Here is a 24,218-nt window from a genome sequence, read left to right as displayed (position 1 = left end):
CACGCCGACGGCGCTATGCGCTTCAGCCGTCGGTGCCGTGGGTCGAACGCGCCCAGTCCATGTAGAGGTCGAGAGCCTTGCGCGCGACCGGGCCTTCCTGGAACTGGCGATCGTCGAGACGGACGACCGGAACCACCTTGGAATAGTTACCGGTGGTGAAGACTTCGTCGGCGTTCATGAAGTCCTCGACCGAAAGCGTCACCTCACGCACATCGAAACCCGCCTGACGCAGCAGACCGATGATGCGGGCGCGTGTGATGCCGGCGAGGAAGGTGCCGTTCGCAACCGGCGTCATAACCACACCGTCCTTGACCATGAAGACATTCGAGGATGCCGTCTCAACGACATTGCCGTTCATGTCACGCACCAGCGCATTGTCGAAGCCGCGGCCGTGGGCCTCATGCAGCATGCGGCCGGAATTCGGATAGAGGCTGCCGGTCTTGGCGCCGGTCATGGCCGATTCCGGCGTCGGGCGACGGAAGGGCGAAAGCGTCAGCGACGACGGCTTGGCCGTGTTCATCGGAGCCTCGAACAGGCAAAGGGCGAAGCGGGTGGATTCAGGATCGGCGGCGACGACCGAGAACGGCGCGCCATGCTCGGCCCAGTACATCGGCTTGATGTAGATTGCCGTCTTGCCGTCGAACTTCTTGACACCTTCCCAGGCGAGCTTCTCGATATCCTCCGCCGCCACCGTCGGCTTCATTCCCATGGACAAGGCCGAACGATTGATGCGCTGGCAATGCAGGTCGAGATCCGGTGCGATGCCGTCGAACCAGCGGGCACCGTCGAACACCGTCGAGCCCAACCACATGGCATGCGACACCGGCCCGATGAGCGGAGGATTGCCGGAGATCCATTCTCCGTCAACATAGGTCCAGGTTGCGGTGCGGGCGGATGTATCGACGGCCATGGCGGTCTCCTGTTCTTGTCGTTGAAGCCATCAAGGGCAGGCCATGCCTTAAGGTCAAGGACAAACTCCGCGCGAAAAGCCAATTGGCAACAATCCGTGGCGCGGGCTTTTCGCTGCGCAAGATCTTTTCGTTGAATCAACAGCTTGTCAAATATATCGATCAAAATTAGTGATCGGTCGCATACCTTCGCGCCGCCGTTGCGGCGTGGCATAGTCCGGTCAATGGTTCGCCTTCGATCCGGCGATAGTCAGACCCAGGTGGGGAAGAGATGACAGCAGCCTTCGTCTTCGATGCCTATGGCACCCTGTTCGACGTGCATGCGGCCGTGCGCCGTCATGCCGAACAGGCCGGTCCCGACCATCTGCGCTTCTCCGAGATGTGGCGGGCCAAGCAGCTGGAATATTCCTGGGTGCGCACGCTGATGGGCAGTTATCGTGACTTTTGGAAGCTCACCGAAGAGGCGCTCGACTATACCTTCGCCCGCATGCCGGAGGTCGACCGGTCGCTACGCGCCGACCTGCTTTCGGCCTACTGGAAGCTCGACTGCTATCCCGAAGTGCCGGCGGTGCTGAAGAGCCTCAAGGCCGGGGGCGCGAAGGTCGCGATCCTCTCCAACGGCTCGCCGGACATGCTGGCCGCGGCCGTGAAGAACGCCGCGCTGGACACCGTGATCGACGATGTCTTCTCGGTCGATGCGATCCGCGCCTACAAGACCGCGCCCCAGGCCTATGACATGGTGACAACCGGCTACCGGCTCTATCCCCATGCTGTCTCCTTCCAGTCGTCCAACCGCTGGGACATCGCCGGTGCAAAGAAATTCGGCTTTCGCACGGTGTGGATCAACCGCACCGGCCTGCCGGACGAATATGCCGATCACGGACCGGATCTCATCCTGCCCTCGCTGGAGAGTCTGCCGTCGTAATATTGTCGCCACTGCCAGCCAGACATGGGCGACATCAATTCAGGGAGAACGTCATGGCATGGTCAGCCGAGCAATATCTCAAGTTCGAGAATGAACGCACCCGTCCCGCCCGCGACCTGCTTGCGCAGGTGCCACTTGGCGAGGCGAGCCATGTCTTCGACCTGGGCTGCGGCCCCGGCAATTCCACCGAACTCCTGACCGAGCGCTTCGGTGCGGGCGCAGTCACCGGGCTGGACAGCGATGAGGACATGCTGGCAAAGGCGCGCAAGCGGCTGCCGGACACACCCTTCCTTCAGGCCGATCTTGCGAGCTGGACCCCGCCTCAGCCCGCCAGCCTCCTCTATGCCAATGCCGTGTTCCAATGGCTTCCTGATCACCTGTCACTACTGGAACGCCTGATGGATCACCTGACACCCGGCGGCGTGCTCGCGGTACAGATGCCCGACAATCTCGACCAGCCAACACATCTGCTGATGGAGGAAACGGGCGCCGCCGGACCATGGAAGAACGCATTTTCCGGAGGACGCCTGAGGCGTGCGCGACTTCCCTCCCCCGCCAGCTACATGGAACGGCTTTCGCCAAAAGCTGCCCGCGTCGATGTCTGGCACACCATATACTATCACCCGATGGCCAATGCAGAGGCAATCGTCGAATGGGTGAAGGGCACCGGGCTTCGCCTCTATCTCACCGCTGCCGGGGCCGAAAACGAGGCCGCCTTTCTTGCCGATTATACCGACCGCATCCGGCAGGCCTATCCGCCCATGGCCGACGGCCGGGTGCTCCTGAAATTCTCTCGCTTCTTCGTCGTGGCGGTGAAGGCGTAACTTGTGTAAGAAACGCTTCGTCAATCAGGAGGGTCAACCGCCGGCCCTTCCATTCCGAAAGCACGCCCGATGAACAAGCCCTGGAAAAACCCTGTCATTCTTGCGCTCGGCGAGGACGGCGGCGACGTGACGATCGACACGACGGAGGCAGCCTCCTGGGCGATGATCGAGGACTGGCCGACCGAGGACGGACCGGCGCTCGACCGGGCGCTTCTGGTCTGCGCCGCCGTACAGGCCGGCAAGAAGACGGACGAGGACGCCCGTCAGGCCTTCATCGCCGCAGCTGTCGAAGCCGGGATTGCCATGAAGAAGTAAGCCGGCGCGCGGGCTTTCTTGTCCAACCCCCCGCCAGTTATTTACCTTACGCATTTTGCGGCAAGCAAACCGCCGAGCGCTGCTGCCGGAATCGGCCCAGTCCTCACTTCACCGCGCAGATGGCGTAGCGGTGCTGGGTGGCGCGTTCGAGGCCCTTCAGGAAGCTGAAATTCTTCTTCTGTGTGCGATGGATCGCCCGCATGTCGGTATCGACTGTGACAGTCGAGAAACCGGCCTCCCGCAAAAGGCTGGCGACCGCCTCGGCACGCGCGCCTTGTGAGAAATAGACCCGTGACAGGATGCTCTGGTGGGTCTCGGTCATCGCACCGGTCAAAGGACCGTTCTGCGGCTTGGCATCTGTGCTGCCCAGGCGGGAGGCAATGCCGGCGAGATGTTTGGCGATCCTGGCGACGAGGCCCGGATTGACGAAATCGCCGTCCACCACCAGCAACTTGCCGCCCGGCTTCAGCACACGGTGCCACTCGCGGAAGGCGGAGAGCGGATCGACCAGTGTCCAGACCAGATGACGGTTGGTTATGACATCGTAAGAGCCATCGGGCTCCATGGTATTTTCCGCATCACCCATCAGAAATCGGATCTGCCGACCGCGCGCCTTGGCCTTGGCACGCGCCCTTTCCAGCATGGGCTCCGCCCAGTCCATTCCCGTCACCTTGAAGCCGAGGTCATCCAGCAGATGCGAGACGACGGCAGTGCCGCAGGCAAGATCGAGCGCCGCCCTGCTCTCGCCTCCACCAAGATGACGGCGCAGCAGAGCGTGCCAGGCGGCTCGCTCCTCTTCCGAGAAAATCTCATGGCCGGGCTGGCTATCGAAGGTCTCGGCCCGCAGCGACCAGTAGGCTTTGATCTCGTCGCGAAGATCGTGGTTCGAAAGAGCTGCGGCAGTCTGCATCTCGGGAATTCCCATGAAATATGAGTGACATTGGAAGCTTTCTAAAAGATATTAGTTGACTATGAAAGTCATAAAATAATAGATCGCACCGAATTCCACGGAACAGGAGAGGACGACGTGCTCCATTTGAACAGGGTGGCCACCGCCGCCACGATTTCGCTCGCGCTTTTTTCAGGTATCGCGGAAGCAGGTGAGACGATCAGGATCAAGGACATCACGGGTCGTGAAGTCGAAGTCAATGTTCCCGTGGAGCGGGTCATTCTCGGTGAAGGCCGCCAGATCTATTTCACCGGCGCGCTCGATACGGATGCGCCGTTCAAGCGCGTCGTCGGCTGGCGAGACGACTTCCAGAAGGCCGACCTCGACGGCTACAACATCTATCTCCAGAAGTTCCCGGAGATGGCGAAGATCCCGACCTTCGGCGGCATGAAGGACGGCACATTCGACATCGAGCAGGCCGTGGCTCTCAAGCCCGACGTCATCATCATGAACACGGAAGCGAAGTCGGCGACCGAGGAAAGCGGCTATATCGAGAAACTCGCCAAGGTCGGCATTCCGCTTGTTTACATCGACTTCCGTGAGAAGCCGATGCAGAACACCGATGAATCCATGCGCATCATCGGCAAGCTGTTCGGCAAGGAAGCGCGCGCCGAGGAGTTCGTGAAGTTCCACGACGACCAGCTCGCCCGCGTCACCGACACGCTCGCCAAGGCCGGCGATATCAAGAAGCCGGTGGTCTTCATGGAGCGCGCCGGCGGTTATTCCGACGATTGCTGCATGTCCTTCGGCGATGAGAACTTCGGCAAGATGGTCGAGCTTGCCGGCGGCATCAACCTGGCCAAGGACATCATCCCCGGCACCTTCGGCACGGTGAACCCCGAGCAGATCATCGCCTCCAACCCGGATCAGGTAATCGTCACCGGCGCGAACTGGGAACTCTACGTGCCGGGTGGCGCATGGGTAGGCGTCGGCCCGGGCGCAGACAAGGCCAAGGCCGAGGAAAAGCTCGCGGCCCTGATGAAGCGCCCCGCCTTCACCGGCATCGAAGCCGTCTCGGAGGGCAATATCCACGCCATCTGGCACCAGTTCTACAACAGCCCGTACCAGTTCGTCGCCGTGCAGCAGATCGCGAAATGGCTGCATCCGGACCTGTTTGCCGATCTCGACCCGGAAGCGACATTCAAGGAACTGCATGAGCGCTTCCTGCCGGTCGCCTACCACACCGGTTATTTTGCCTCGCTGAAGGCCGGCCTCTGAACCCGGAACGGGCCGGCAACGCATGTCGCCGGCCCTCCACCCGGATAAGAACGCAAGACGGAAGGATGCACTGATGGCTGTTGCGACCGAAACCATGCCTGCAATCGAGGGGCGCAACCAATATCGGGCGATCTCCGCCCGGCGTCTGACGATCCTCGGCCTGATGTTGGCCGCGCTCCTCGTCAGCGTCGCAGCCGATATGGCGCTCGGCCCGGCCCGCTACACGCTGAACGAAGTCGTCTCCACCATCCTGTGGCCGTCCTCCGCGGGCGACCAGTTGCGGGTGGTGATCTGGGACATTCGCATGCCGGTGGCGCTGATGGCGGTCACCGTCGGCGCCTGTCTTTCGCTCGCGGGCGCACAGATGCAGACGATCCTCGCCAATCCACTGGCGAGCCCCTTCACGCTTGGCATTTCCGCCGCCGCAGGCTTCGGCGCAGCGCTCGGGCTGGTGGCAGGCGTTGCGATCTTCCCGACCGCCGTCCAGTTCATGATCCCGATCAACGCCTTCCTGATGGCCATGGCGGCGTCGCTGTTCATCTACGGCGTCTCGACGCTGCGCGGCGTCACGGTGGAGACCATCGTGCTGCTCGGCATCGCGCTGGTCTTCACCTTCAACGCCCTGCTCTCGCTGCTCGAATACCTCGCTTCAGAACAGGCGCTTGCCGCGGTCGTGTTCTGGACCATGGGTTCGCTCACCAAGGCGACATGGACCAAGGTTGCGGTTACCGGCGTCGTGCTGGTTGTCTGCGTGCCGCTTTTCGCGCGCAACGCCTGGGCGCTGACGGCGCTGCGTCTCGGCGACGACAAGGCCGCATCCTTCGGCGTCAACGTCAAGCGGCTCCGGCTGGAGACCATGATGCTCGTCAGCCTGCTGGCGGCCATTCCCGTCTCCTTCGTCGGCACCATCGGCTTCATCGGGCTCGTCGGTCCGCATATCGCCCGCATGGTGGTCGGCGAAGACCAGCGCTTCTTCCTGCCGGGATCGCTGATCTGCGGCGCGCTGCTGCTCTCTGTCACCTCCGTCGTCTCGAAGATGCTGATCCCCGGCGCGATCCTGCCGATCGGGGTCATCACCGCGCTCGTGGGCGTTCCCTTCTTCTTCTCGCTGATCTTCACCAACCGGAGGCGCGCATGGTAGCCCTCAGACTCGAAAGCCTCGGCGCTCGCTACGGCAGCAACCGGATCTTCGAAGACATCTCCACCGGCATCATCGAGGGCGGCGGGCTGACGGCTGTGATCGGTCCGAACGCCGCCGGCAAGTCGACGCTGTTCAAGCGCATCGCCGGCCTGCTCAAAGGCGAAGGCGTGGTGCATCTGAGCGGCGAGAGTGCACTCTCTCGACCGATCTGTTACATGCCGCAGGACACAGGCGCGAACGCCGTCCTGACCGTCTACGAATCCGTGCTGCTGGCCGCCAAGCAGGGGTCCGGCTGGAAGGTCGCCGACGACGAACTCGCCGATATCGACCGCATCCTGTCGTCTCTCAAGATCTCCGATCTCGCCTTCCGCGACCTTGGCCAGCTCTCGGGCGGCCAGCGCCAGCTCGTCGCCATCGCCCAGGCGCTGGTACGCAAGCCGGATATCCTTTTGATGGACGAGCCAACCTCCGCGCTCGATCTCTTCCGCCAGATCGAGGTGCTGCACTACATGCGCGAACTCGCGCGTGAGAGCGGCATCGCCGTGCTGATCGCGCTGCACGACCTCAACCACGCCATGCGCTACTGCGATCAGGCGATGGTGGTGGCCAATGGCCGGCTCGTGGCAAGCGGCCCGACGACAGAGGTTATCACCGCTGACCTCCTGCGCAAAGTTTACCGGGTCGACGCCCGCATCGAGAACTGCACGCAGGGGCGGCCGCTGGTGATTGTCGATTCCGCATTGGGCTAGCTTTATCACGCCGCCAGCCTTGAAGTCGGCGGCGAACGGCTCATTTTAAGGTCAGGCCTATGGCCCGGGCATCGTCTCGGGCCTTTTTACATTTGCACCCAAAGGAGATTTCCATGCAGATCGTTACTGCGAACGGCGCTCACATCCCTGCTCTCGGTTTCGGAACCTTCCGTGTTCCCGGTCCTGAAATCCTCAAGATCCTACCCCTGGCGCTAAAAGTCGGCTTCCGGCATGTGGACACCGCCCAGATCTACGGCAACGAGGCGGAAGTCGGTGAGGTCCTGAAAAATTCCGGCATTCCGCGCGGCGATATCTTCCTCACCACCAAGGTTTGGGTCGACAAATTCGCCGACAAGGACTTCATCCCCTCGGTGGATGAAAGCTTGAAGAAACTCAAGACCGACCATGTCGATCTGCTGCTCCTGCACTGGCCGAAGAGCCCCGTGCCGCTTGCCGACCAGATCGGCTCGCTCAACGCGCTGGTCGATGCCGGGAAGGTCCGGCACATCGGCGTGTCGAACTACAATACCGCGCTGATGGCGGAAGCCGTGCGGCTTTCCAAGGCGCCGATCGTTACCAACCAGGTCGAGTACCATCCTTACATCGACCAGACCGCCGTGCTTTCGGCCGCCCGCAGCTACGGCATGTCGGTGACGGCCTATTATCTCATGGCAGACGGTCGCGTACCGAAGGATACCCTGCTTCAGGACATCGGAGCGCGCCACGGAAAGACCGCCGCACAGGTGGTGCTGCGCTGGGCGATCCAGCAGCAGGGCGTGATCGCGCTTTCCAAGACCTCGACCGAAAGCCGGCTGGCGGAAAACTTCGCCGTGTTCGATTTCTCGCTTTCGGCCGAAGAGATGGACGCAATCCACGGGCTCGCCCGCCCCGATGGGCGGATCGTCAATCCGGGAAACCTCGCCCCGGCTTGGGATTGAGCTAACCGGGATTGAACGGCGAGCGTTTCCCGCTCAGCCGATCCGTCCGCCTGGCGCCTCGACGATCAGGTCAACAATCCAGCGGACGATGGGCATGACCACCAGCGCCGTGGGAAAGGCCACGACGTAAGACATCGCCCATGCCTGCAGGATAATGGCGCCGAGATCCGGCGCCATTCCCGTGGCGCGGATCGTGGCGATAGAGGCCACGATCCCGGACATCAGGAAAGACAGGATCATAGGCATGACGATATGCCGGCTACGTGCCGGCAGCTTCCGGCGTCCCGCGCGGGCGGGCTTTTCAACCGCGAGAGCGGCAGGCGTCACCCCGCTCACGCCAGCCACTCCCGCGAGATGGGCTCGGCGGATCTGAGGAAGCCCAGCTTGAAGAAGGCCTGAGTGTAGGGCTTGGCCAGATGCTCTTCCAGCGCGGCATTGTCGGCGAAATCCTCGACCAGCAGGAAAGCCGCATCGTCAGCCAGCGAGCGGTAGAAATCGAATTCCGCGCAACCCGGCTCTTCAACCGTATCCTTGCGCAGATCCAGAAGCGCGAGGCGCAACTCTTCCTGCCTTCCCGGCTCCATCGTCAGCCGAACGACGCGCCTCAGGCGGCGGGTTTCCTGATTGTCCGTCATGGGTAAACTCCTTTTTCCAGCGGTTCTGGTCTGCTATTGCCCGAGAGCCGCATTGGGCGCTATTCCCTAATACGGCACATCAAATGGGCAAATTCGCACAATGCTGGATTGGGACGATCTCCGCTTTTTCGTGGCGCTTGCGGACGAAGGTTCGCTATCGGCTGCTGCCCGCCGCCTCAAAGTCGATCACGCCACCGTCGCACGCCGGGTGCAGGCGCTGGAGGAGAAGGCCGGTATCCGGCTCTTCGACCGGCGCCCCCGCCGCTACCTGCTGACGGAAAAGGGTCGGCTGGTTGCCGAACGGGCGCGGCGCATGGAGGGCGAAGTCTTCGCGCTGGAACGCGATATCCTCGAAACCGAGGGCGAGGCGCCGGTGGAGATTTCGGTGAGCGCGCCGCCGGTGCTGACCTCATTTTTCCTGACGCCGAGGATCGCGGCTTTCTACGAAGCGAGGCCACGCATCAGGCTGCGGCTGGTGGCCGATGTGCGCAACGTCTCGCTGACCCGGCGCGAGGCAGATATCGCCGTCCGTCTCAGCCGGCCCACCGATCCCAGCCTCATCATCCGCAGGGCCGGCAGCGTGCGTTACCTGCTCCTCGCCTCCCCTGCCTATCTCGCGACGAGAAAGCCCGAGCAATACGGCTTCATCCTGTTCGACGAATTACTGGACGAAACGCCCCAGCAGGTCTGGCTCAAACGCATTTCGGCCGGCCGGGAGACGGTGCTTCGAACCAACGATCTCAGCGTTCAATGCGCAGCCGCCGCAGCAGGCGTCGGCATCGCCGCCCTGCCCGATTTCGTCGCAGCAACCTACGGCCTGCAGGTCGCCGGCGGTGAGGGAGAACACATCACGCGGGATATCTACCTCACCTATCATCACGACCTGCGCGACAGCGACACGATTGCCGCGACGGTCGGTTTTCTCGCCGAATGCCTGCGGCCGGAACGGCGAGGCCGAGACGGGCCATCCGGGCAATGATCGCCGCCCGGAATTTCCGGTCATTTCTTCGGCGGCACCATCTCGGTCTCGATCTGAAGCGCCACGTCCTCGCCGAGGGCGGGGACCGCGAAATCGAGACCCCAGTCGGTGCGCTTGACGATGCCGGTCGCGGAGAAACCGAGCCGTGGCAGCTTGTCCATCGGGTGCTTGGCAACGGAGCCGTTGAAACGGACGTTAAGGGTCACGGGATGGGTTTCCCCGCGAAACGTCAGGTCGCCGGTCACGGTGCCGGTGTTCTCGCCCGTCAGTGTGATGCTGTTGGCCTTAAACGAAATCGGCTTTCCGGCCAAAAAATCAGGCGTCGCGCCGATCTTCCTGTCGAAATCCTCGACCTGCGGGAAGGGAAAATCCGTTTTGACCGAAGTCGGGTCTATCGAAACCGAGAGCTTTGATTGCGCAGGGTTTTCCGCATCCCACGCAAGATTTGCGCTGACGGTGGAAAAGCGCGCGGTATAGTTGGACAAGCCGAAATGGCTGATCCGCCATGTCAGGCTTGTGTGAGCAGGATCGGAAACGTAGGTCCCGCTGGGCGCCGGCTTTGTCGCCGCCTCGGCCAAGGCCTGAACCGGGGCGGCGAGGAGAAAAACGAGGGCAAGTCTGTACATCTGGTGGTTTCCTTCATGGTTACGCTGCTGCCGCGATCAAGCGGCGAGCGCGATCCGGTCCGAGAGATCGCTGAAAGCCTTTTCGGAAAGGCTCGGGCGAACGGCGAACTCGATGATGGCGCAGAAGATTTCCGGCGGCGTGTTCTGCTGCATGGCGGAAAGCATCGCGGCCCGCTCCGCCGGGTTCATGGCCGGCACCATCAGGCGCAGGAAGGCCATGTTCTTTTCCGGCGACATGGAGGCGACGATGTGCATCTCGATCGTCGCGAGTTCCTCGTCTGTGCAGATCCTCCAGAGTTCCGGAGCCGTTACCGTTTCCTCCTCGTGCATGTGAGCAAGGTCTTCCGCAAGATAGGCGGCGAAGGCGAGGTAGAGCTTGCGACCGGCCGCCTGCTTGTGCATCGGCCAGGCCTTCTCGATGTCGCTCGCCAGTTTTTCGAGCGTGGCGAAGGCGGCGCGGTGATCGTCGTGCTGGTCCTCGATTGTGGTGGTCGAAGCACCGCGCGCCCGCAAAACGCCGTGAATATGCTCGTCCTCATGCATCACATGGGAGGCTGCGAAGACGATGAAGCTGCGCAGGTTGCCGAGCACGGTTTCGGCCTCGTCGGGGTTTTCGAAATCGGTCGAACCGATGCGGCAAAGCATGTCACAGCCGGCCTTGCGCAGGCCCTTGTGAATGGCGCCGTAGAGATCGTAACGGCCGGAGAGATCGGGAATGGCGGTCATTGAAACGCCGTGGGAAACGCTATGGGAAACGTCATGGGTCATGGGGTTTTCCTCCTTGTCTTCAGCCCGGACGGAACAGCCCGCCGGTGCGATGGGCAGGCTCTTAGGACACCCCGCCTCGACCCGCTTCCTAAATGCTTCCTAACGACGGCGGCTCGTTGCTAAAATTTTCCTATTTTCCTAAGATTGCGCTCAAACAGGGGAAGAGCGGTGATCGAGGCGGGGGTCGCAAGTTTCATCGAGGGGCGGGTGATGATCCTCATCGCCACTCGCAACGACGCCCATCGGCCGATGATCGGCCGGGCGACGGGCGCGCGTTTCGATTCCGCCAATGGACGAATTTCGCTTCTGGTCTCCGCCAGCCAGTGGCCCGATGCAGTAGCGCATGCCGTGCCCGAAGCGCCGATCTCGGCCACCTTCGTAAAGCCGGACAATTACAAGGCCTACCAGATCAAGGGACCGATCATTGAGGTACGCGAAGCCGACACCATCGATGAGGCCCGCGGCAGCCAATACGTCTCCGACATGCTTGCCGAAATGGGCGCGCTCGGGGTAAGCCGACTGCAGCTTTCCAGCACGCTCAGTGATCGCGACCTCGTGCGTATCACCTTCTTTCCGCGCGACCTGTTCGTCCAGACGCCGGGCCCTGAGGCCGGACGCCGGCTTGGCGAAACCGGAAACACAAAGCCATGATACGGCTCAGCACCATCCGCGACGCTTTCGAGGGCGTGATACCCTCCGTCATCGCGACCACCGACCGGGAGGGCATGCCGAACGCCTCATACCTGTCGCATGTCTATTACATCGATGACAGCCACGTGGCGCTTTCCAACCAGTTCTTCTCCAAGACGGCGGAGAATGTGGCGGTGAACGGCCTCGCCACCGTCATGGTGGTCGACGGGCATCTCGGCCTGCAATACATCCTCGACCTCGTCTACGAGACCTCGATGACCGAAGGCCAGGTGTTCGAAACCGTCAGCGCGCATCTCGACGTGATGAGCGTGGAACAAGGCATGGGCGGGATCATGAAGCTCAGAGCGGTCGACATCTACCGGGTGGAGGACTGTCGGCTCGTGCCACCGGCCCACCCTCTGGAGGAGCCCTCGCCGGAGGCGGAGGATCGGCGCGACCATCTGGATCTCACCCGCCGACTCACCGTGCAGCTTGCGGCGGAAACCGATGCCGAGCATCTGCTGGACAAGGCGCTGGAAGGACTGGAGACACTCTTCGGCTTCCGGCACTCGATGGTTCTGGTGCCGGACGATGAGCGGAAGCTGCTTTCGACCATTGCCAGCCGCGGCTATGACCGCTTCGGCTTCGGTTCGGAAGTCGCGTTCGGCGCCGGCGTGATCGGTATGGCGGCAGCGACATGCCGGCCGGTGCGCATCAGCGATTTTCGCCGCAGCCGGCGCTACGTCAACGCCGTCGGTTCAGCAAGCGGCATCACCGGCGTGGACCCGCTGCCGCTGCCGGCGCTTGCCTCGCCGCTCAGCCAGCTCGCCGTGCCGATGGTGGCGCAGGGACGGCTCGTCGGCGTACTGTTCGTAGAGGCCGAGCAGGCGTTTGCCTTCCGCCACCGCGACGAAGAGGCGCTGTGTATTGTTGCGGGGCATCTGGCGCTCTCGATGACGCTGGCGGGGCAGGAACGCGACCGGCCGGAGAGCGAGGTAGAAACGGAGGAGCCGGCGCCGGTCGATGCTATCCCTTCGGCCACAGGGCCGCTGCGTATCCGCTTCTATCCCCGCGACGGCTCGATCTTCATCAACAATGACTACCTGATCCGCGGCGTGCCGGGCCGGCTGCTGAAGCATTTCGTCGAGGAATATGCCAAAAGCGGGCGGCAGGATTTCCTCAACCGCGAGATCCGCCGCGACCGGAACCTGCAGCTTCCCGACTTCAAGGACAATCTGGAAACGCGTCTCATCCTGCTTCGACGGCGGCTTGAGGAAAAAGGCGGCCCTATCCGTCTCGGACGCGCCGAGCGCGGCCACATTCGGTTCGAGATCGAGGGCATGCCGGAACTTGTGGTCGTGGAGGAATAGCCGGCGATTCAGCCGATCTTTCGTGGGAAATCGCGAGTCTGACGTCCTCCAATGGCTTTCTGCACGCTCTTGTGCCATAAATGGCGGCGACACGAGGATATCGCGCCATAGGAAACGCTTCGACAGAGCAGGAAAATTCGCATCTCAGCGCCGCGGCAGCTGCCGTGTCGGGGCTGATGTGTATGTTGTTTGCTGCTCTGTTTGCCGTGGCGAGCGCAACCCCATGGCCGGACATCGACACGCGGCGGACGCAATCGGTGGACGCCCTGTCCACCAGTTCCAAGCCCGCGCTTGCCGGCAAGCGCGATCCTGCCCGTATCGTCCTGACAGCAGATCAGCGACAGGGTAGCAAGGCGCGGACATCGGACAATCCCGATGCCTCCGGTGCCGTACACGGTATTGAACTGCCTGTGTCCGTGTGGGCTTTGCAAACCATCGAGCGGGGCCGCAATCCCGATCATCTCGCGCCACCAAGCGCCTTCAATCCGCGCGCGCCTCCGTTCAAGGCCGCCTGATCCTTCATCCGACATTTCATCGGCACATCGTAAACGCGGTCGGACAGCCATGGCTGTTCGCTGACCGCACAAATGGATGCATAAAATTGAGAAACTCCACATGGAAGGTGGTGAGCTATATCCTCATCATCCTCGCGGGCATGCTCGTCGCGCTGCCCAACGTTCTGTCCGACAAGACTCTTGCAAGCCTGCCTAGTTGGCTACCGCACCAGAAGGTGTCGCTCGGTCTCGACCTGCGCGGCGGCTCGCATCTGGTTCTGGAAGTCGATCGCCCTTCGCTTGAAAACGAATGGCTGCAGAATCTGATGCAGGAATCGCGGTCCAGCCTGCGCGATGCCAAGATCGACACACGCACGGTCCAGCGCCAGGGCAACGCCATCCTGATCACGCTCGCCGATCCCTCGCAGCGAACAGCGGCAAAGCAGGAACTGGAAAAGCTCGGCAATCAGGTCACAGTCGGCGTCCGTACCGGCCTTGACCTAGACATCACCGATTCCGGCGACAACGGCATTACCGTCAAGCCGTCGGACAACGGCATCACCCACCGGATGTCCAGCGCCGTCGACCAGAGCCTTGAAATCATCCGCCAGCGTGTCGACCAGGTCGGCGTCGCCGAGCCGACGATCCAGCGCGTCGGCGGCGACCGGGTTCTCGTCCAGCTTCCGGGCGAGCAGGACCCGACCAACCTTCGCGCGTTGCTCGGCTCGACCGCCAAGATGAGCTTCCATCTACTCGGCAACCAGGGCGACCGAGGCGTCCGCATGCTGCAGGACGAACGCGGCCAGACCTATCCCGTCCAGGAGCGCGTGCTGCTTTCGGGCGACCGCCTGACGGATGCGCGGGTCGCTTTCGACCAGCAGAACAACCAGCCGGTCGTCAGCTTCCGCTTCGACCAGACGGGCGCCACCCGTTTTGCCCAGATCACCCGCGAGAATGTCGGCAATCCGTTTGCCATCGTGCTCGACGACAAGGTGCTCTCCGCGCCCGTCATCCGGGAGCCGATTACCGGCGGCTCCGGCCAGATCTCCGGCGCCTTCACGGTTTCCGACGCAACGACGCTCGCCGCCCTCTTGCGCGCCGGCGCGTTGCCAGCCAAGCTGACCGTCATCGAGGAACGCACCGTCGGCGCCGATCTCGGCAGCGACGCCATCGAGATGGGCATCATGTCCGGCCTCGTCGGCTTTGCCCTCGTCGTCGGCTTCATCATCGCACTCTATGGCAGCTGGGGGCTGCTGGCGGTCATCGCGCTGACCCTCAACGTCATCCTGACATTCGCCGGTCTGACGCTCTTCGGCGCAACGCTGACGCTGCCCGGCATCGCCGGTATCGTGCTCGGCATCGGTCTTGCCGTGGACGCCAACGTTCTCATCAACGAGCGTATCCGGGAAGAATGCCGCAAGGGCCGAAGCGCCTTTGCCGCCATCGATCTCGGTTTCGACAAGGCCTATTCGACCATCATCGACAGTAACGTCACCGCGCTGATCGCAACCGTGCTGTTGTTCTGGTTCGGCTCCGGCCCGGTTCGCGGCTTTGCCGTGACCATGGGCCTCGGCATCGCGATCTCGATGTTCACGGCCGTCTCGGTCGTCCGTGTCGCCATGGTGGCGATCGCCAACCGCTACAAGATGAAGACGATCAACATCCGACCGCTGCTGCCGCTCAAGCTGATCAAGGACGGCACGAAGATCGACTTCATGAAGGCCCGCCTCGTCGGCATCGGCATTTCCGCCGTGCTGTCGATCACCTCCATCGCGCTCTTCATCTCGCCCGGCCTGAACTACGGGGTCGACTTCAAGGGCGGTATCCAGATCGAGGTATCGACGCAGGAGCCGGCCGATCTCGCCGTCTATCGTTCCGGCATCGAAAGCCTCGGCCTCGGGGAAGTCGCGCTTCAGGAATTCGGCGACCGCAACCACATGCTGCTACGTCTCGAACGCCAGCACGGCCCTGAAACGGCACAGACCGAAGCCGTCGAGAAAGTTCGCGCGAAGATCGCCGAGATCAACCCAAGCGCCAAGATCGAGCGCACCGAAGTCGTCGGCCCGAAGGTCAGTGGCGAACTGGCAACCGCCGGCATCCTGTCAGTCGTGCTCGCCAGCCTTGCTATGCTGGTCTACATCTGGGTCCGCTTCGACTGGCCGTTCGCCGTCGGCGCGATCGCGACGCTCGTGCTCGACGTGACGAAGACGATCGGCTTCTTCGCGCTGACGGGACTGGACTTCAACCTGACGGCAATCGCGGCACTGCTGACGCTGGTCGGCTATTCGGTGAACGACAAGGTCGTGGTCTACGACCGCATGCGAGAAAACATGCGGCTCTACAAATCCATGCCCTTCCGCGACCTGATCAACCTGTCGATCAACGAAACGCTGGCCCGAAGCCTTTATACCTCGGCCACCGCCTTCCTCGCCATGCTGCCCATGGCGATCTGGGGCGGCAGCGCGGTGGAAAGCTTCGCCGTTCCGATGATCTTCGGCATCTTCATCGCGGCATCGTCTTCCGTCTTCATCGCAGCACCCATCCTGCTCTTCCTGGGCGACTGGCGCACCCGCAGGCAGAAGACCCACGCAGCAGCCGGCGAGCCGCAGGCGGAACAGGGCTGAACGAACAAGGCCGGCGGCGCTGCACGTCGCCGGCTCCCAAGGCAGCATCACCGACACGAATTTCCTTTGCCGTGCCGAGGCGCCGGTCGTCCGGGCAAGACTGGACATATCTGCACTGCTTTGCCATTCAGAGGTGGATCGTCACCGGGCCTGTCGATATGACGTCGGCCTGAAAGGCGAAACTCGATCGGGATAGGTGGTCAGCTAGCGTGACGGGTAACGGCAAGAGCTTTGTAAGTCCGGGAAACTTTCGCCTGTCGCGTCTGCGGCGGATGTTCAGCCTGGAGCGTATGGCGCTGATAACCCGCCGCACCGAATTCGGCCTTGCGGCGGCCGGCGCCGTCGTCGGCCTGTTGGCCGGACTGGTGGTCCTGGCCATGAGCTACATGACTACCCTCATGCACCGCGTGATCTTCGGTATCGAACCTTCTGCAAGGCTCAGTTCCTCGCAATTCGAAAACGACCTCACCCTTCTCATCGCTCCGATCGGCGGCGGGATCCTGCTCGGCCTCCTGCTTTATGTTCTCGCCAGCAAGCGAAAGCGGAAACTGGTCGATCCGATCGAAGCGAATGCCCTTCACGGAGGACGTCTGTCCCTGACCGACAGCGTGCTCGTTGCAGTGCAGAACATCATTTCCAATGGCTTCGGCGCATCGGTGGGGCTTGAGGCCGGCTACACGCAGCTCGCCGCCGGCATCGCATCAAAGCTAGGGATCAGGTTCAAGCTGCGGCGCTCGGACCTGCGAATGCTGGTCGGATGCGGGGCGGCTGGTGCGATCGCGGCCGCCTTCAATGCACCGCTGACCGGCGCCTTCTATGCCTTCGAGCTGATCATCGGCTCCTACACCATCATGGCGCTGACACCGGTGGTGGTCTCGGCGCTTGTTGCCACCTTGACCGTTCGCCTGTTCGCCTCTCCCGATTTCATCGTCAGCATCGGCGAATTCGGTGTTGTGGTCCCCGCCGACTTCGTACCTGCGATCCTGCTCGGAATTGTCTGCAGCGTCGTCGGCATCGCACTCATGCAGACTGTTTCCTACGTCGAGGAACTGGCGCGCAAAAGCTCGGTCCCACCGCCGTTGCGACCCGTTCTGGGTGGTGTCGCGGTCGGTGTGCTGGGGATGATCTCGCCGCAGGTCCTATCCGGTGGCCATGGCGCCCTGCACCTCAACCTGGCGCAGGATACAGCGGTCATCGCACTGCTTGGCCTTTTCCTGTTGAAGGCGCTGGCTTCAGCGATTTCCATCGGCTCTGGCTTCCGGGGCGGCCTGTTCTTTGCATCGCTGTTCATGGGAGCACTCCTCGGCAAGCTTTTCGCTTTCGCAGCTCCCTATTTCCAGGAGGCAACGCTGACGCCCGTGATTTATGCCATCGTCGGCATGAGTTCCCTCGGCGTTGCCGTCATCGGCGGCCCTTTGACCATGACGTTTCTCGCGCTGGAAGTAACGGGCGATTTTCCCATCACGGCACTGGTGCTGGCGGCAGTCATCACCTCGTCCTTCGTCGTGCGGACCACCTTCGGCTATTCCTTCGCGACCTGGCGCTTCCATCTGCGTGGAGAGACGATACGCAGCGCCCATGATGTCGGCTGGATCCGGAACCTCACCGTCGACAAGCTGATGCGCGCCGACGTAAAGACCGCAGACGCCGACATGAGTGTGAAGGAGTTCAGGAAGGTCTATCCCCTTGGCTCCACCCAAAGGGTCATACTGACGGATGAGAGCGGCAAATATGCAGGCATCGTGCTGGTTCCCGAGGTCCATGGCGGGCTGGTCGAGCAGGATGAGGCCGATAAGAGGATTGTCGAATTCGTGCGCAACAGGAAGGACGTGCTCCTTCCCCAGATGAATGCCAAACAGGCTGCGGCGCTGTTCGACGAGACGCACAGCGAAGCGCTTGCCGTCGTGAACAACCTGATCGAACAGAAGGTCATCGGTCAGCTCAGCGAAAGCCACACGCTGAGACGCTACAGCGAAGAGCTGGACCGCCGCAGGCAGGAGGTGTCAGGCGAGATCTGATCTTTGGCGAGAACCATCCTGCCCGCAAAGAAAAAGCCGCCGGACTTTCACCCGACGGCTTTTCGATTCAATGAGGGTTGCCTGGCTCAGACGAACTGGCTGAGGCCCGGAACGGAGGCGACGACTTCGTCGACCGCTTCATCGCCGGCATATTCGCGGGCAACCACGATGGTTTCCTTGGCGAGCGTTGTGATCTCGCCCATGCCGAGGCCCTGGGCCATGAGCTGCTGGCCGAGGCCCATGATGCCGCCACCGCCGATGGCGCTCATCAGGCCGCCGAGCAGGCCCTTACCCTCACCTTCGCCGTTGTACTTGGCCACAAGGTCCATGGCGCCCGGAATGGCTTCGATCATCTTTGCGACCGGACCGTCAGCAGCTTCGCGCTGCAGGAAGCCGAGCATCATGCCAACGGCCTTTTCGGCAGTCTCGGGTTCAATGCCAACCTTGTCGGCGATGCGGGTAACGAGTTCGTTCATGGTCTGCCTCCTGCGGAAATTTGACGTTAACGTCAACGTAATTGAACTGTTCTGCGAACTCAAGCGTCGGACAGCGACCCGTAGCAGTTTTCCTCGCCCGGTTGTGTTCCACGCGCTGTTGTCGATGTTTCACACTATCCTTATAAGAGCAAGGTGATGAATCGATGAAAGTTGTCGCATGCCGGCGTTGCGCCGTCGGGCGCACGGAAACAGGGAAGACAGGCATGCTCGAGAACGGGAAGCTCTACATCGGCACAAGCCGCAATCCGGACGACAGCCTCAACAAGCCGGAATATCTGGAGCTGAAATTCGGCAATCGCCACGGCATCGTCACAGGCGCTACCGGCACCGGCAAGACGGTGACGCTGCAGGTGCTGGCGGAGAGCTTCTCAAATGCCGGAGTGCCGGTGTTCTGCGCCGACATCAAGGGCGACCTTTCCGGCATCGCGGCCATGGGAGAGGCCAAGGACTGGGTGTCGAAGCGTGCCGAACAGATCGGCTTCAACGACTTCGCCTTTCAGGAATTCCCGGTCATCTTCTGGGATCTCTACGGCGAAAAGGGCCACCGCGTGCGCACCACCATCGCCGAGATGGGACCGCTGCTGCTGTCGCGCCTGATGGATGCCTCGGAAGCGCAGGAAGGCGTGCTCAACATCGCCTTCAAGATCGCCGACCAGGGCGGGCTGCCGCTGATGGATCTCAAGGACCTGCAGGCGCTCCTCAACTACATGGGCGAGCATGCGACGGAGCTTTCCAACCAGTTCGGCCTGATCTCCAAGTCGTCGGTCGGCTCACTGCAGCGTGGTCTGCTGGTGCTGGAGCAACAGGGCGCCGAACACTTCTTCGGCGAACCGGCTCTGAAAATTTCCGACATCATGCGCACGACCAATGACGGACGCGGCGCGGTTTCCGTGCTGGCCGCCGACAAGCTGATGATGAACCCGCGGCTCTACGCCACCTTCCTGCTCTGGCTTCTTTCGGAACTGTTCGAAGAGCTGCCGGAAGTGGGCGATCCGGACAAGCCGAAGCTGGTCTTCTTCTTCGATGAGGCGCATCTGCTCTTCAACGACGCGCCGAAGGTGCTGACCGAGCGGGTCGAGCAGGTCGTGCGCCTGATCCGCTCCAAGGGCGTCGGCGTCTACTTCGTCACCCAGAACCCGCTCGACGTGCCGGAGACCATTCTCGCACAGCTTGGCAACCGCGTGCAGCATGCGCTGCGCGCCTATACGCCGCGTGAGCAGAAGGCCGTGAAGACCGCCGCCGACACCTTCCGACCCAACCCGGCCTTCGACTGCGCAACGGCGATCACCACGCTCGGCACCGGTGAGGCGCTGGTTTCGACGCTGCAGGACAAGGGTATCCCGTCTATGGTCGAGCGCACGCTGGTGCGCCCACCATCGGGCCGCGTCGGCCCGCTTTCAGACAGCGAGCGGCAGGCTGTCATCAATGTCAGCCCGGTCGCCGGTCTGTACGACAAGGATATCGACCGGGAATCCGCCTACGAGATCCTGACGGAACGCGCCCGCAAGGCAGCGGAAGCGGAAGCCGCCAAGCGTGCGGCAGAGGAACAGGCGAACCAGAGCGGGAGCAACGACAGCGCCGCCGGCCGCTGGACGCTGCCGGGCTTCGGCAATGACAGCCAGGATGAAGCCCCGCGTTCGACCTCGAAGAACGGCAGCAACGGCACGCGCCGCTCTTCCGGCTATCAGCGCGAAACGGTTATCGAGGCCGCCATGAAGAGTGCGGCCCGTTCTGTCGCCACTTCCGTCGGCCGTGCGCTCGTGCGCGGGATTCTGGGCAGCCTGCGTCGCTGATCGGGATCGACTGGATGCGGTGGGAGAGCGGTCGCTCGCTGGCAGCGGCCGTCTCGGACTGCACTCAAGCCCGGTTTGAGCATGGCGCAAGCTATCTTCTCCGTCATGCCGGACTTGTTACGGCATCCAGCAGCGCGATGTCTATCGCGCGGGAGACTCCAGCCACTCCATAAATCCTGGAGTCTTTTCGGCTCGTGGACACTCGCCGGCTGGATGCCTGTAACAAGCACAGAAATGACGGGCGCGATAATTGCATCATGCTCGCCTGAGGCCTGGCCTCCTGTAGCCCTCCGAAAAGCCTGGTGAGATTTCAGCCCAAGCCGCCGCGCGCTTCACGGCAGGTAGGTGTAGAGCCAGTCGCGGATATCTTCCGGCAGCGGCACCGGCTCGCCCGTATCGGGGGCGGTTGCGATCCAGAGCATTTCGATCTCGGCCGCGAGCCGGTTTCCCGCTTCCACGGTCACGCTGAAGCCGATGGATTTGCCGCCGATCTTGTCGATATGCACCGTCAGTCGCGCCTCGTCGTCGAGCCTTAGCGGCTGGTGGAAACGACACTCGATCTTGCTTGCGATGAAATGCGGCTCATCCTCCAGCGGAGGCCGGTAGCGCCAGAAATGGGCAAGGGCCGCTTCCGCGTGGACGATATAGGCGGCGTTGTGCATGCGGCCATACATGTCGATGTCGCGGAAGGGTACGCGAAATCCGGAAACCTCCACCCGCTCGATATCGTCCATCACACCCAAGCCTCTGTTTCCCAACCAATTTAGGCCATCTAAGACCATTCAGCCCGTCATAACAAGGGCAAGGCTTTTCCGGTTCATTCCGAAGTCTCGGGGAAAAATGGCACCAACGGTGGATCATGACCGTGCGCTGCACTATGTTCGCCGCAGGCCGAAGGACCTGTATCGATGACCACACGCCTCTACGAACATGCCGTTTTCCTCGAGCATCACACGCCGCCCGGACATCCCGAGCGGGCGGACCGGCTGCGTTCGCTCAACATCGCGCTTGAGCATCCCAATTTTTCCGGGCTCGCCCGAAAGGAAGCGCCCATTGCCAACGAGGATGCGGTAACGCTCGTCCATCCGGAGGAATACCTCTTCTCGATCATGCGGCAGATCCCCGAGGAAGAGGACCGCATCAACCGCATCGAGAACGACACCTATGCCTCGCCGCAAAGCCTGAAGGCGGCGCTGACCGCCATCGGCGGAGCGATGGCCGCCGTCGACGATGTGATGGGCGGCGATCATGACAATGCATTTGTCGCCTCGCGCCCGCCGGGCCACCATGCCGAGAAGGCGAAGGCCATGGGCTTTTGTCTCTTCAACACGGTGGCGATTGCCGCCCGGCATGCGCAGCAGAAGCATGGCGTGGAGCGCGTCGCCATCGTCGACTGGGACGTGCATCACGGTAACGGCACGCAGGACATTTTCTGGGACGATCCGTCGGTCCTCTTCTGCTCCACCCATCAGATGCCGCTCTATCCCGGCACGGGAAAGAAGGACGAAACCGGCATCAGGAACAACGTGGTGAATGCGCCGCTGTCACCCAATGTCGGCTCGGAGCATTTCCGCGAGGCCTTCAAGAGCCGCGTGCTGCCGGCGCTGCACGACTTTTCGCCCGACCTGATCCTGATTTCGGCCGGCTTCGACGCCCATCACCGCGATCCGCTTGCGCAGATCAACCTCGTGGGCGAAGATTTCGACTGGGCGACGGGACGGTTGATGGAAGTCGCCGACCGTTTCGCCCATAACCGGGTCGTCAGCGTTCTCGAAGGCGGCTATGATCTCGAAGGTCTCGCCGAATCGGCGGGCCTGCATATCATGAGACTGATGAAGGGTTGAGTATGTCCGAAAGCGCCGTTCCCGCCGATATCTCCGGCTATTCCTTCGAGAAGGCGGTTGCCGAACTCGAAAGCATCGTCGCGCGGCTCGAACGCGGCGACGTGGCGCTGGACGAGTCAATTACGATCTATGAGCGCGGCGAACTTCTGAAGAAGCACTGCGAGGCCCTGCTCAACGCCGCCGAAAACCGGATCGAGAAGATCCGCCTCGACCGCGCCGGCAAGGTTCAGGGCACCGAGCCGCTCGACCGGGAATAACCCTCACCCCACCAAGGCACAGGCCAACCGCATATGGACCCCATCGCCACGCTCCTGCATCTCATGGCCATCCACATTCTGATGGCCATGCTGCCGGGGCCGAATACGGTGGTGGTCAGCTATTGCTCGGCCAGCGTTTCCCGCCGAGCAGGGCTGGTTGCCGCATTCGGCGTCACCTGTGCTTCCCTCGTCTGGCTTTCGCTCAGCCTTGCGGGCATCAGCATGCTGCTGATGCAGGCCGGCGAGCTTTACCGTATCGTCCGCCTCGCGGGTGCGGCCTATCTCATCTATGTCGGCGTGAAGATGCTGCGTTCGCGCGGCGGCGGTCTGGAAAACACCGGCAGGCCCGTCTATCGCTCACCCTTTCTTGCCGGTGCTGTGACCACGCTCAGCAATCCAAAATCGGCCGTGTTCTGGACCAGCGTATTCAGCGTTGTGCTTCCGGCCGGAGCGCCCGGTTGGTTCTACGGCACAGTTCTCGGCGTGATCGGCCTGCAGGCCTTCCTGTGGTACAGCTTCGTGGCACTCGCCTTCTCGACGCCGTTCAGCCGCCGGCAGTATGCCCGCGTCACGACCGTGCTCAACCGCATCTCCGGCGCCTTCATGATCTTCTTCGGCATCCGCATCGCCGACGAGGTGCGCCGGGAATTCGTGGCCCGCATCTGAGGTCCGGCCCGGCGGAGAAATATACGCCGCCTTATCAGGCATAACCGCACTGTCCTTTGCAGGAATTCAACCCTACATTAGCGACCGACGCAAATATGGAGGCCAAGACCCATGTCGTTCTTTCCCGGAAATGATCCCGTTCCCGGCGATGCATTCGCCTGTGACGCCATCGAGCACCTGATCATTCCGCGCACCAGCGATCTCGGCGGCTTCTCGGTGAGGCGGGCGCTGCCTTCGGCACGCCGCCGTCTGGTTGGTCCCTTCATCTTCTTCGACCGGATGGGCCCTGCCCTCCTGAAGGCCGGCGAGGCGATGGATGTGCGTCCGCATCCGCATATCGGGCTTTCCACCGTCACCTATCTTTTCGACGGCGAGATCAAGCATCGCGACAGCCTCGGCACCGAACTGGTGATACAGCCCGGTGACATCAACCTGATGACCGCCGGCCGCGGCATCGTGCATTCCGAGCGCACGCCGGAAAAGCTGCGCGGCAATCCCTTTTCGATTTCCGGCCTGCAAACATGGCTGGCCCTGCCCGACGACAAGGAAGAGATCGACCCCGCATTTGCCCACACCGAAAAGAACGCCATGCCGACCTTCGATGCCGCCGGAGCGAGCGGCCGCGTGGTGATCGGCAGCATCGGCGGGCTGACATCGCCGGTCAAATCCTATTCCGACACGCTTTATGTCGATGTGACACTCGTTCCCGGCGGCAGCTTCCCCTTCGACGCCAGCCACGAGGAACGGGCAGCCTATGTGCTATCAGGCGAAGTGGAGATTGCGGGCGATGTCTTCGCCGCCGACCAGTTGCTGGTTTTCCGTCCGGGTGACGCAATTACGCTTCGCGCCGGCGCTGCGGGCTGTCACATCATGCTGTTCGGAGGAGCAGCACTCAATTCGAAGCGCCACATCTGGTGGAATTTCGTTTCCTCCTCCAAGGAACGCATCGAACAGGCGAAGGAAGAATGGCGAAGCGGACGCTTCGATATCGTTCCCGGCGACGAGGAAGAGTTTATTCCTTTGCCCGAAGGCTTTTGACGGCTATATAAG

26 protein-coding genes are annotated in these 24,218 nt (G+C 62.2%); 18 read left to right on the top strand and 8 right to left on the bottom strand.

The annotated features are described in order from the left end of the window. Positions 1–22: 22 nt before the first annotated feature. The gene (locus H4I99_RS01390; RefSeq protein WP_163903926.1) at positions 23–910 is read right to left on the bottom strand and encodes a branched-chain amino acid aminotransferase; all 888 of its coding nucleotides are present in this window, start codon (positions 908–910) and stop codon (positions 23–25) included. Between the two features lie 269 nt (positions 911–1,179). Between H4I99_RS01390 and H4I99_RS01385 the strand changes: the two genes are divergently transcribed. The 3 genes from H4I99_RS01385 (at position 1,180) to H4I99_RS01375 (ending at position 2,972) form a co-directional block, all read left to right on the top strand. Further along, positions 1,180–1,833 carry a haloacid dehalogenase type II gene (locus tag H4I99_RS01385; RefSeq protein ID WP_163903924.1) on the top strand — a complete coding sequence of 218 codons (654 nt, stop codon included), beginning with the start codon at positions 1,180–1,182 and terminating at the stop codon, positions 1,831–1,833. A 53-nt stretch (positions 1,834–1,886) separates the two neighbouring features. Then, positions 1,887–2,657: a trans-aconitate 2-methyltransferase gene (gene tam, locus H4I99_RS01380; RefSeq protein ID WP_163903922.1), complete on the top strand. Its 771-nt coding sequence runs from the start codon at positions 1,887–1,889 to the stop codon at positions 2,655–2,657. A gap of 69 nt (positions 2,658–2,726) precedes the next feature. Then, positions 2,727–2,972: a DUF982 domain-containing protein gene (locus tag H4I99_RS01375; RefSeq protein WP_163903920.1), complete on the top strand. Its 246-nt coding sequence runs from the start codon at positions 2,727–2,729 to the stop codon at positions 2,970–2,972. 103 nt (positions 2,973–3,075) lie between these two features. Here the strand turns inward: H4I99_RS01375 and H4I99_RS01370 are convergent, their stop codons facing one another. Then, positions 3,076–3,882 (bottom strand): class I SAM-dependent methyltransferase, encoded by an 807-nt coding sequence (locus tag H4I99_RS01370; RefSeq protein WP_163903918.1) that lies wholly within the window; start codon positions 3,880–3,882, stop codon positions 3,076–3,078. Positions 3,883–3,999: 117 nt separating this feature from the next. On the opposite strand from H4I99_RS01370, the gene H4I99_RS01365 reads away from it, so the two are divergent. From H4I99_RS01365 to H4I99_RS01350, 4 genes are all read left to right on the top strand, one after another. Further along, positions 4,000–5,139, top strand: a complete 1,140-nt coding sequence (locus H4I99_RS01365) for an ABC transporter substrate-binding protein (RefSeq protein WP_163903916.1) — start codon at positions 4,000–4,002, stop codon at positions 5,137–5,139. Positions 5,140–5,212: 73 nt separating this feature from the next. After that, the gene (locus tag H4I99_RS01360) at positions 5,213–6,280 is read left to right on the top strand and encodes a FecCD family ABC transporter permease (protein ID WP_163903915.1); all 1,068 of its coding nucleotides are present in this window, start codon (positions 5,213–5,215) and stop codon (positions 6,278–6,280) included. After that, positions 6,274–7,029, top strand: coding sequence for an ABC transporter ATP-binding protein (locus H4I99_RS01355; protein WP_163903913.1), 756 nt, complete (start codon positions 6,274–6,276; stop codon positions 7,027–7,029). Before H4I99_RS01360 ends, H4I99_RS01355 begins: the two co-directional genes overlap by 7 nt. 113 nt (positions 7,030–7,142) lie before the next feature. Next, positions 7,143–7,967 carry an aldo/keto reductase gene (locus H4I99_RS01350; RefSeq protein WP_163903911.1) on the top strand — a complete coding sequence of 275 codons (825 nt, stop codon included), beginning with the start codon at positions 7,143–7,145 and terminating at the stop codon, positions 7,965–7,967. Positions 7,968–8,000: 33 nt separating this feature from the next. On the opposite strand, the gene H4I99_RS01345 is transcribed toward H4I99_RS01350, so the two are convergent. Together H4I99_RS01345 and H4I99_RS01340 are read right to left on the bottom strand one after the other, a co-directional pair. Next, positions 8,001–8,303, bottom strand: a complete 303-nt coding sequence (locus H4I99_RS01345; protein WP_342345152.1) for a DUF2798 domain-containing protein — start codon at positions 8,301–8,303, stop codon at positions 8,001–8,003. After that, positions 8,300–8,602: a putative quinol monooxygenase gene (locus H4I99_RS01340; RefSeq protein WP_163903910.1), complete on the bottom strand. Its 303-nt coding sequence runs from the start codon at positions 8,600–8,602 to the stop codon at positions 8,300–8,302. Before H4I99_RS01340 ends, H4I99_RS01345 begins: the two co-directional genes overlap by 4 nt. A 100-nt stretch (positions 8,603–8,702) precedes the next feature. On the opposite strand from H4I99_RS01340, the gene H4I99_RS01335 reads away from it, so the two are divergent. Continuing rightward, the gene (locus H4I99_RS01335) at positions 8,703–9,581 is read left to right on the top strand and encodes a LysR family transcriptional regulator (protein WP_163903908.1); all 879 of its coding nucleotides are present in this window, start codon (positions 8,703–8,705) and stop codon (positions 9,579–9,581) included. 20 nt (positions 9,582–9,601) lie between these two features. Here H4I99_RS01335 and H4I99_RS01330 read toward each other — a convergent pair whose 3' ends face one another. Beyond that, a complete protein-coding gene (locus H4I99_RS01330) occupies positions 9,602–10,207 on the bottom strand; it encodes a YceI family protein (RefSeq protein WP_163903906.1) in 606 nt (201 codons plus the stop codon). A 36-nt stretch (positions 10,208–10,243) separates the two neighbouring features. Further along, complete coding sequence (locus tag H4I99_RS01325; RefSeq protein WP_163903904.1) at positions 10,244–10,975, bottom strand: hemerythrin domain-containing protein; 732 nt, start codon at positions 10,973–10,975, stop codon at positions 10,244–10,246. A 168-nt stretch (positions 10,976–11,143) separates the two neighbouring features. On the opposite strand from H4I99_RS01325, the gene H4I99_RS01320 reads away from it, so the two are divergent. From H4I99_RS01320 to H4I99_RS01300, 5 genes are all read left to right on the top strand, one after another. Further along, positions 11,144–11,626: a hypothetical protein gene (locus H4I99_RS01320; protein ID WP_163903902.1), complete on the top strand. Its 483-nt coding sequence runs from the start codon at positions 11,144–11,146 to the stop codon at positions 11,624–11,626. Then, positions 11,623–12,975, top strand: coding sequence for a GAF domain-containing protein (locus H4I99_RS01315; RefSeq protein ID WP_163903901.1), 1,353 nt, complete (start codon positions 11,623–11,625; stop codon positions 12,973–12,975). The genes H4I99_RS01320 and H4I99_RS01315 overlap by 4 nt, the downstream gene beginning before the upstream one ends. 182 nt (positions 12,976–13,157) lie before the next feature. Beyond that, positions 13,158–13,490, top strand: coding sequence for a hypothetical protein (locus tag H4I99_RS01310; RefSeq protein WP_163903899.1), 333 nt, complete (start codon positions 13,158–13,160; stop codon positions 13,488–13,490). Between the two features lie 86 nt (positions 13,491–13,576). After that, positions 13,577–16,093, top strand: a complete 2,517-nt coding sequence (secD, locus tag H4I99_RS01305) for a protein translocase subunit SecD (protein ID WP_163903897.1) — start codon at positions 13,577–13,579, stop codon at positions 16,091–16,093. 290 nt (positions 16,094–16,383) lie between these two features. Then, complete coding sequence (locus H4I99_RS01300) at positions 16,384–18,111, top strand: chloride channel protein (RefSeq protein WP_425314344.1); 1,728 nt, start codon at positions 16,384–16,386, stop codon at positions 18,109–18,111. A gap of 86 nt (positions 18,112–18,197) precedes the next feature. Here the strand turns inward: H4I99_RS01300 and H4I99_RS01295 are convergent, their stop codons facing one another. Beyond that, a complete protein-coding gene (locus tag H4I99_RS01295) occupies positions 18,198–18,587 on the bottom strand; it encodes a hypothetical protein (protein ID WP_163903895.1) in 390 nt (129 codons plus the stop codon). A 224-nt stretch (positions 18,588–18,811) separates the two neighbouring features. Between H4I99_RS01295 and H4I99_RS01290 the strand changes: the two genes are divergently transcribed. Beyond that, positions 18,812–20,401 (top strand): helicase HerA-like C-terminal domain-containing protein, encoded by a 1,590-nt coding sequence (locus tag H4I99_RS01290; protein ID WP_163903893.1) that lies wholly within the window; start codon positions 18,812–18,814, stop codon positions 20,399–20,401. 332 nt (positions 20,402–20,733) lie between these two features. Here H4I99_RS01290 and H4I99_RS01285 read toward each other — a convergent pair whose 3' ends face one another. Next, positions 20,734–21,135: an acyl-CoA thioesterase gene (locus tag H4I99_RS01285; RefSeq protein ID WP_163906124.1), complete on the bottom strand. Its 402-nt coding sequence runs from the start codon at positions 21,133–21,135 to the stop codon at positions 20,734–20,736. 174 nt (positions 21,136–21,309) lie between these two features. On the opposite strand from H4I99_RS01285, the gene H4I99_RS01280 reads away from it, so the two are divergent. The 4 genes from H4I99_RS01280 to H4I99_RS01265 all read left to right on the top strand — a co-directional run bounded on the left by H4I99_RS01280 (position 21,310) and on the right by H4I99_RS01265 (position 24,206). Continuing rightward, positions 21,310–22,245: a histone deacetylase family protein gene (locus tag H4I99_RS01280; RefSeq protein WP_163903891.1), complete on the top strand. Its 936-nt coding sequence runs from the start codon at positions 21,310–21,312 to the stop codon at positions 22,243–22,245. 2 nt (positions 22,246–22,247) lie between these two features. Continuing rightward, positions 22,248–22,502 (top strand): exodeoxyribonuclease VII small subunit, encoded by a 255-nt coding sequence (locus tag H4I99_RS01275; RefSeq protein ID WP_099056925.1) that lies wholly within the window; start codon positions 22,248–22,250, stop codon positions 22,500–22,502. A gap of 33 nt (positions 22,503–22,535) precedes the next feature. After that, positions 22,536–23,168, top strand: a complete 633-nt coding sequence (locus H4I99_RS01270) for a LysE family translocator (protein WP_163903889.1) — start codon at positions 22,536–22,538, stop codon at positions 23,166–23,168. Between the two features lie 111 nt (positions 23,169–23,279). After that, positions 23,280–24,206: a pirin family protein gene (locus H4I99_RS01265; RefSeq protein WP_163903887.1), complete on the top strand. Its 927-nt coding sequence runs from the start codon at positions 23,280–23,282 to the stop codon at positions 24,204–24,206. The last annotated feature ends 12 nt before the right edge of the window (positions 24,207–24,218 follow it).

The sequence above is a fragment of the Paenirhizobium daejeonense genome, from assembly GCF_014280875.1.
GTDB classification, from domain to species: Bacteria; Pseudomonadota; Alphaproteobacteria; order Rhizobiales; family Rhizobiaceae; genus Allorhizobium; species Allorhizobium daejeonense.
This window is presented reverse-complemented; position numbering and strand designations above follow the sequence as displayed.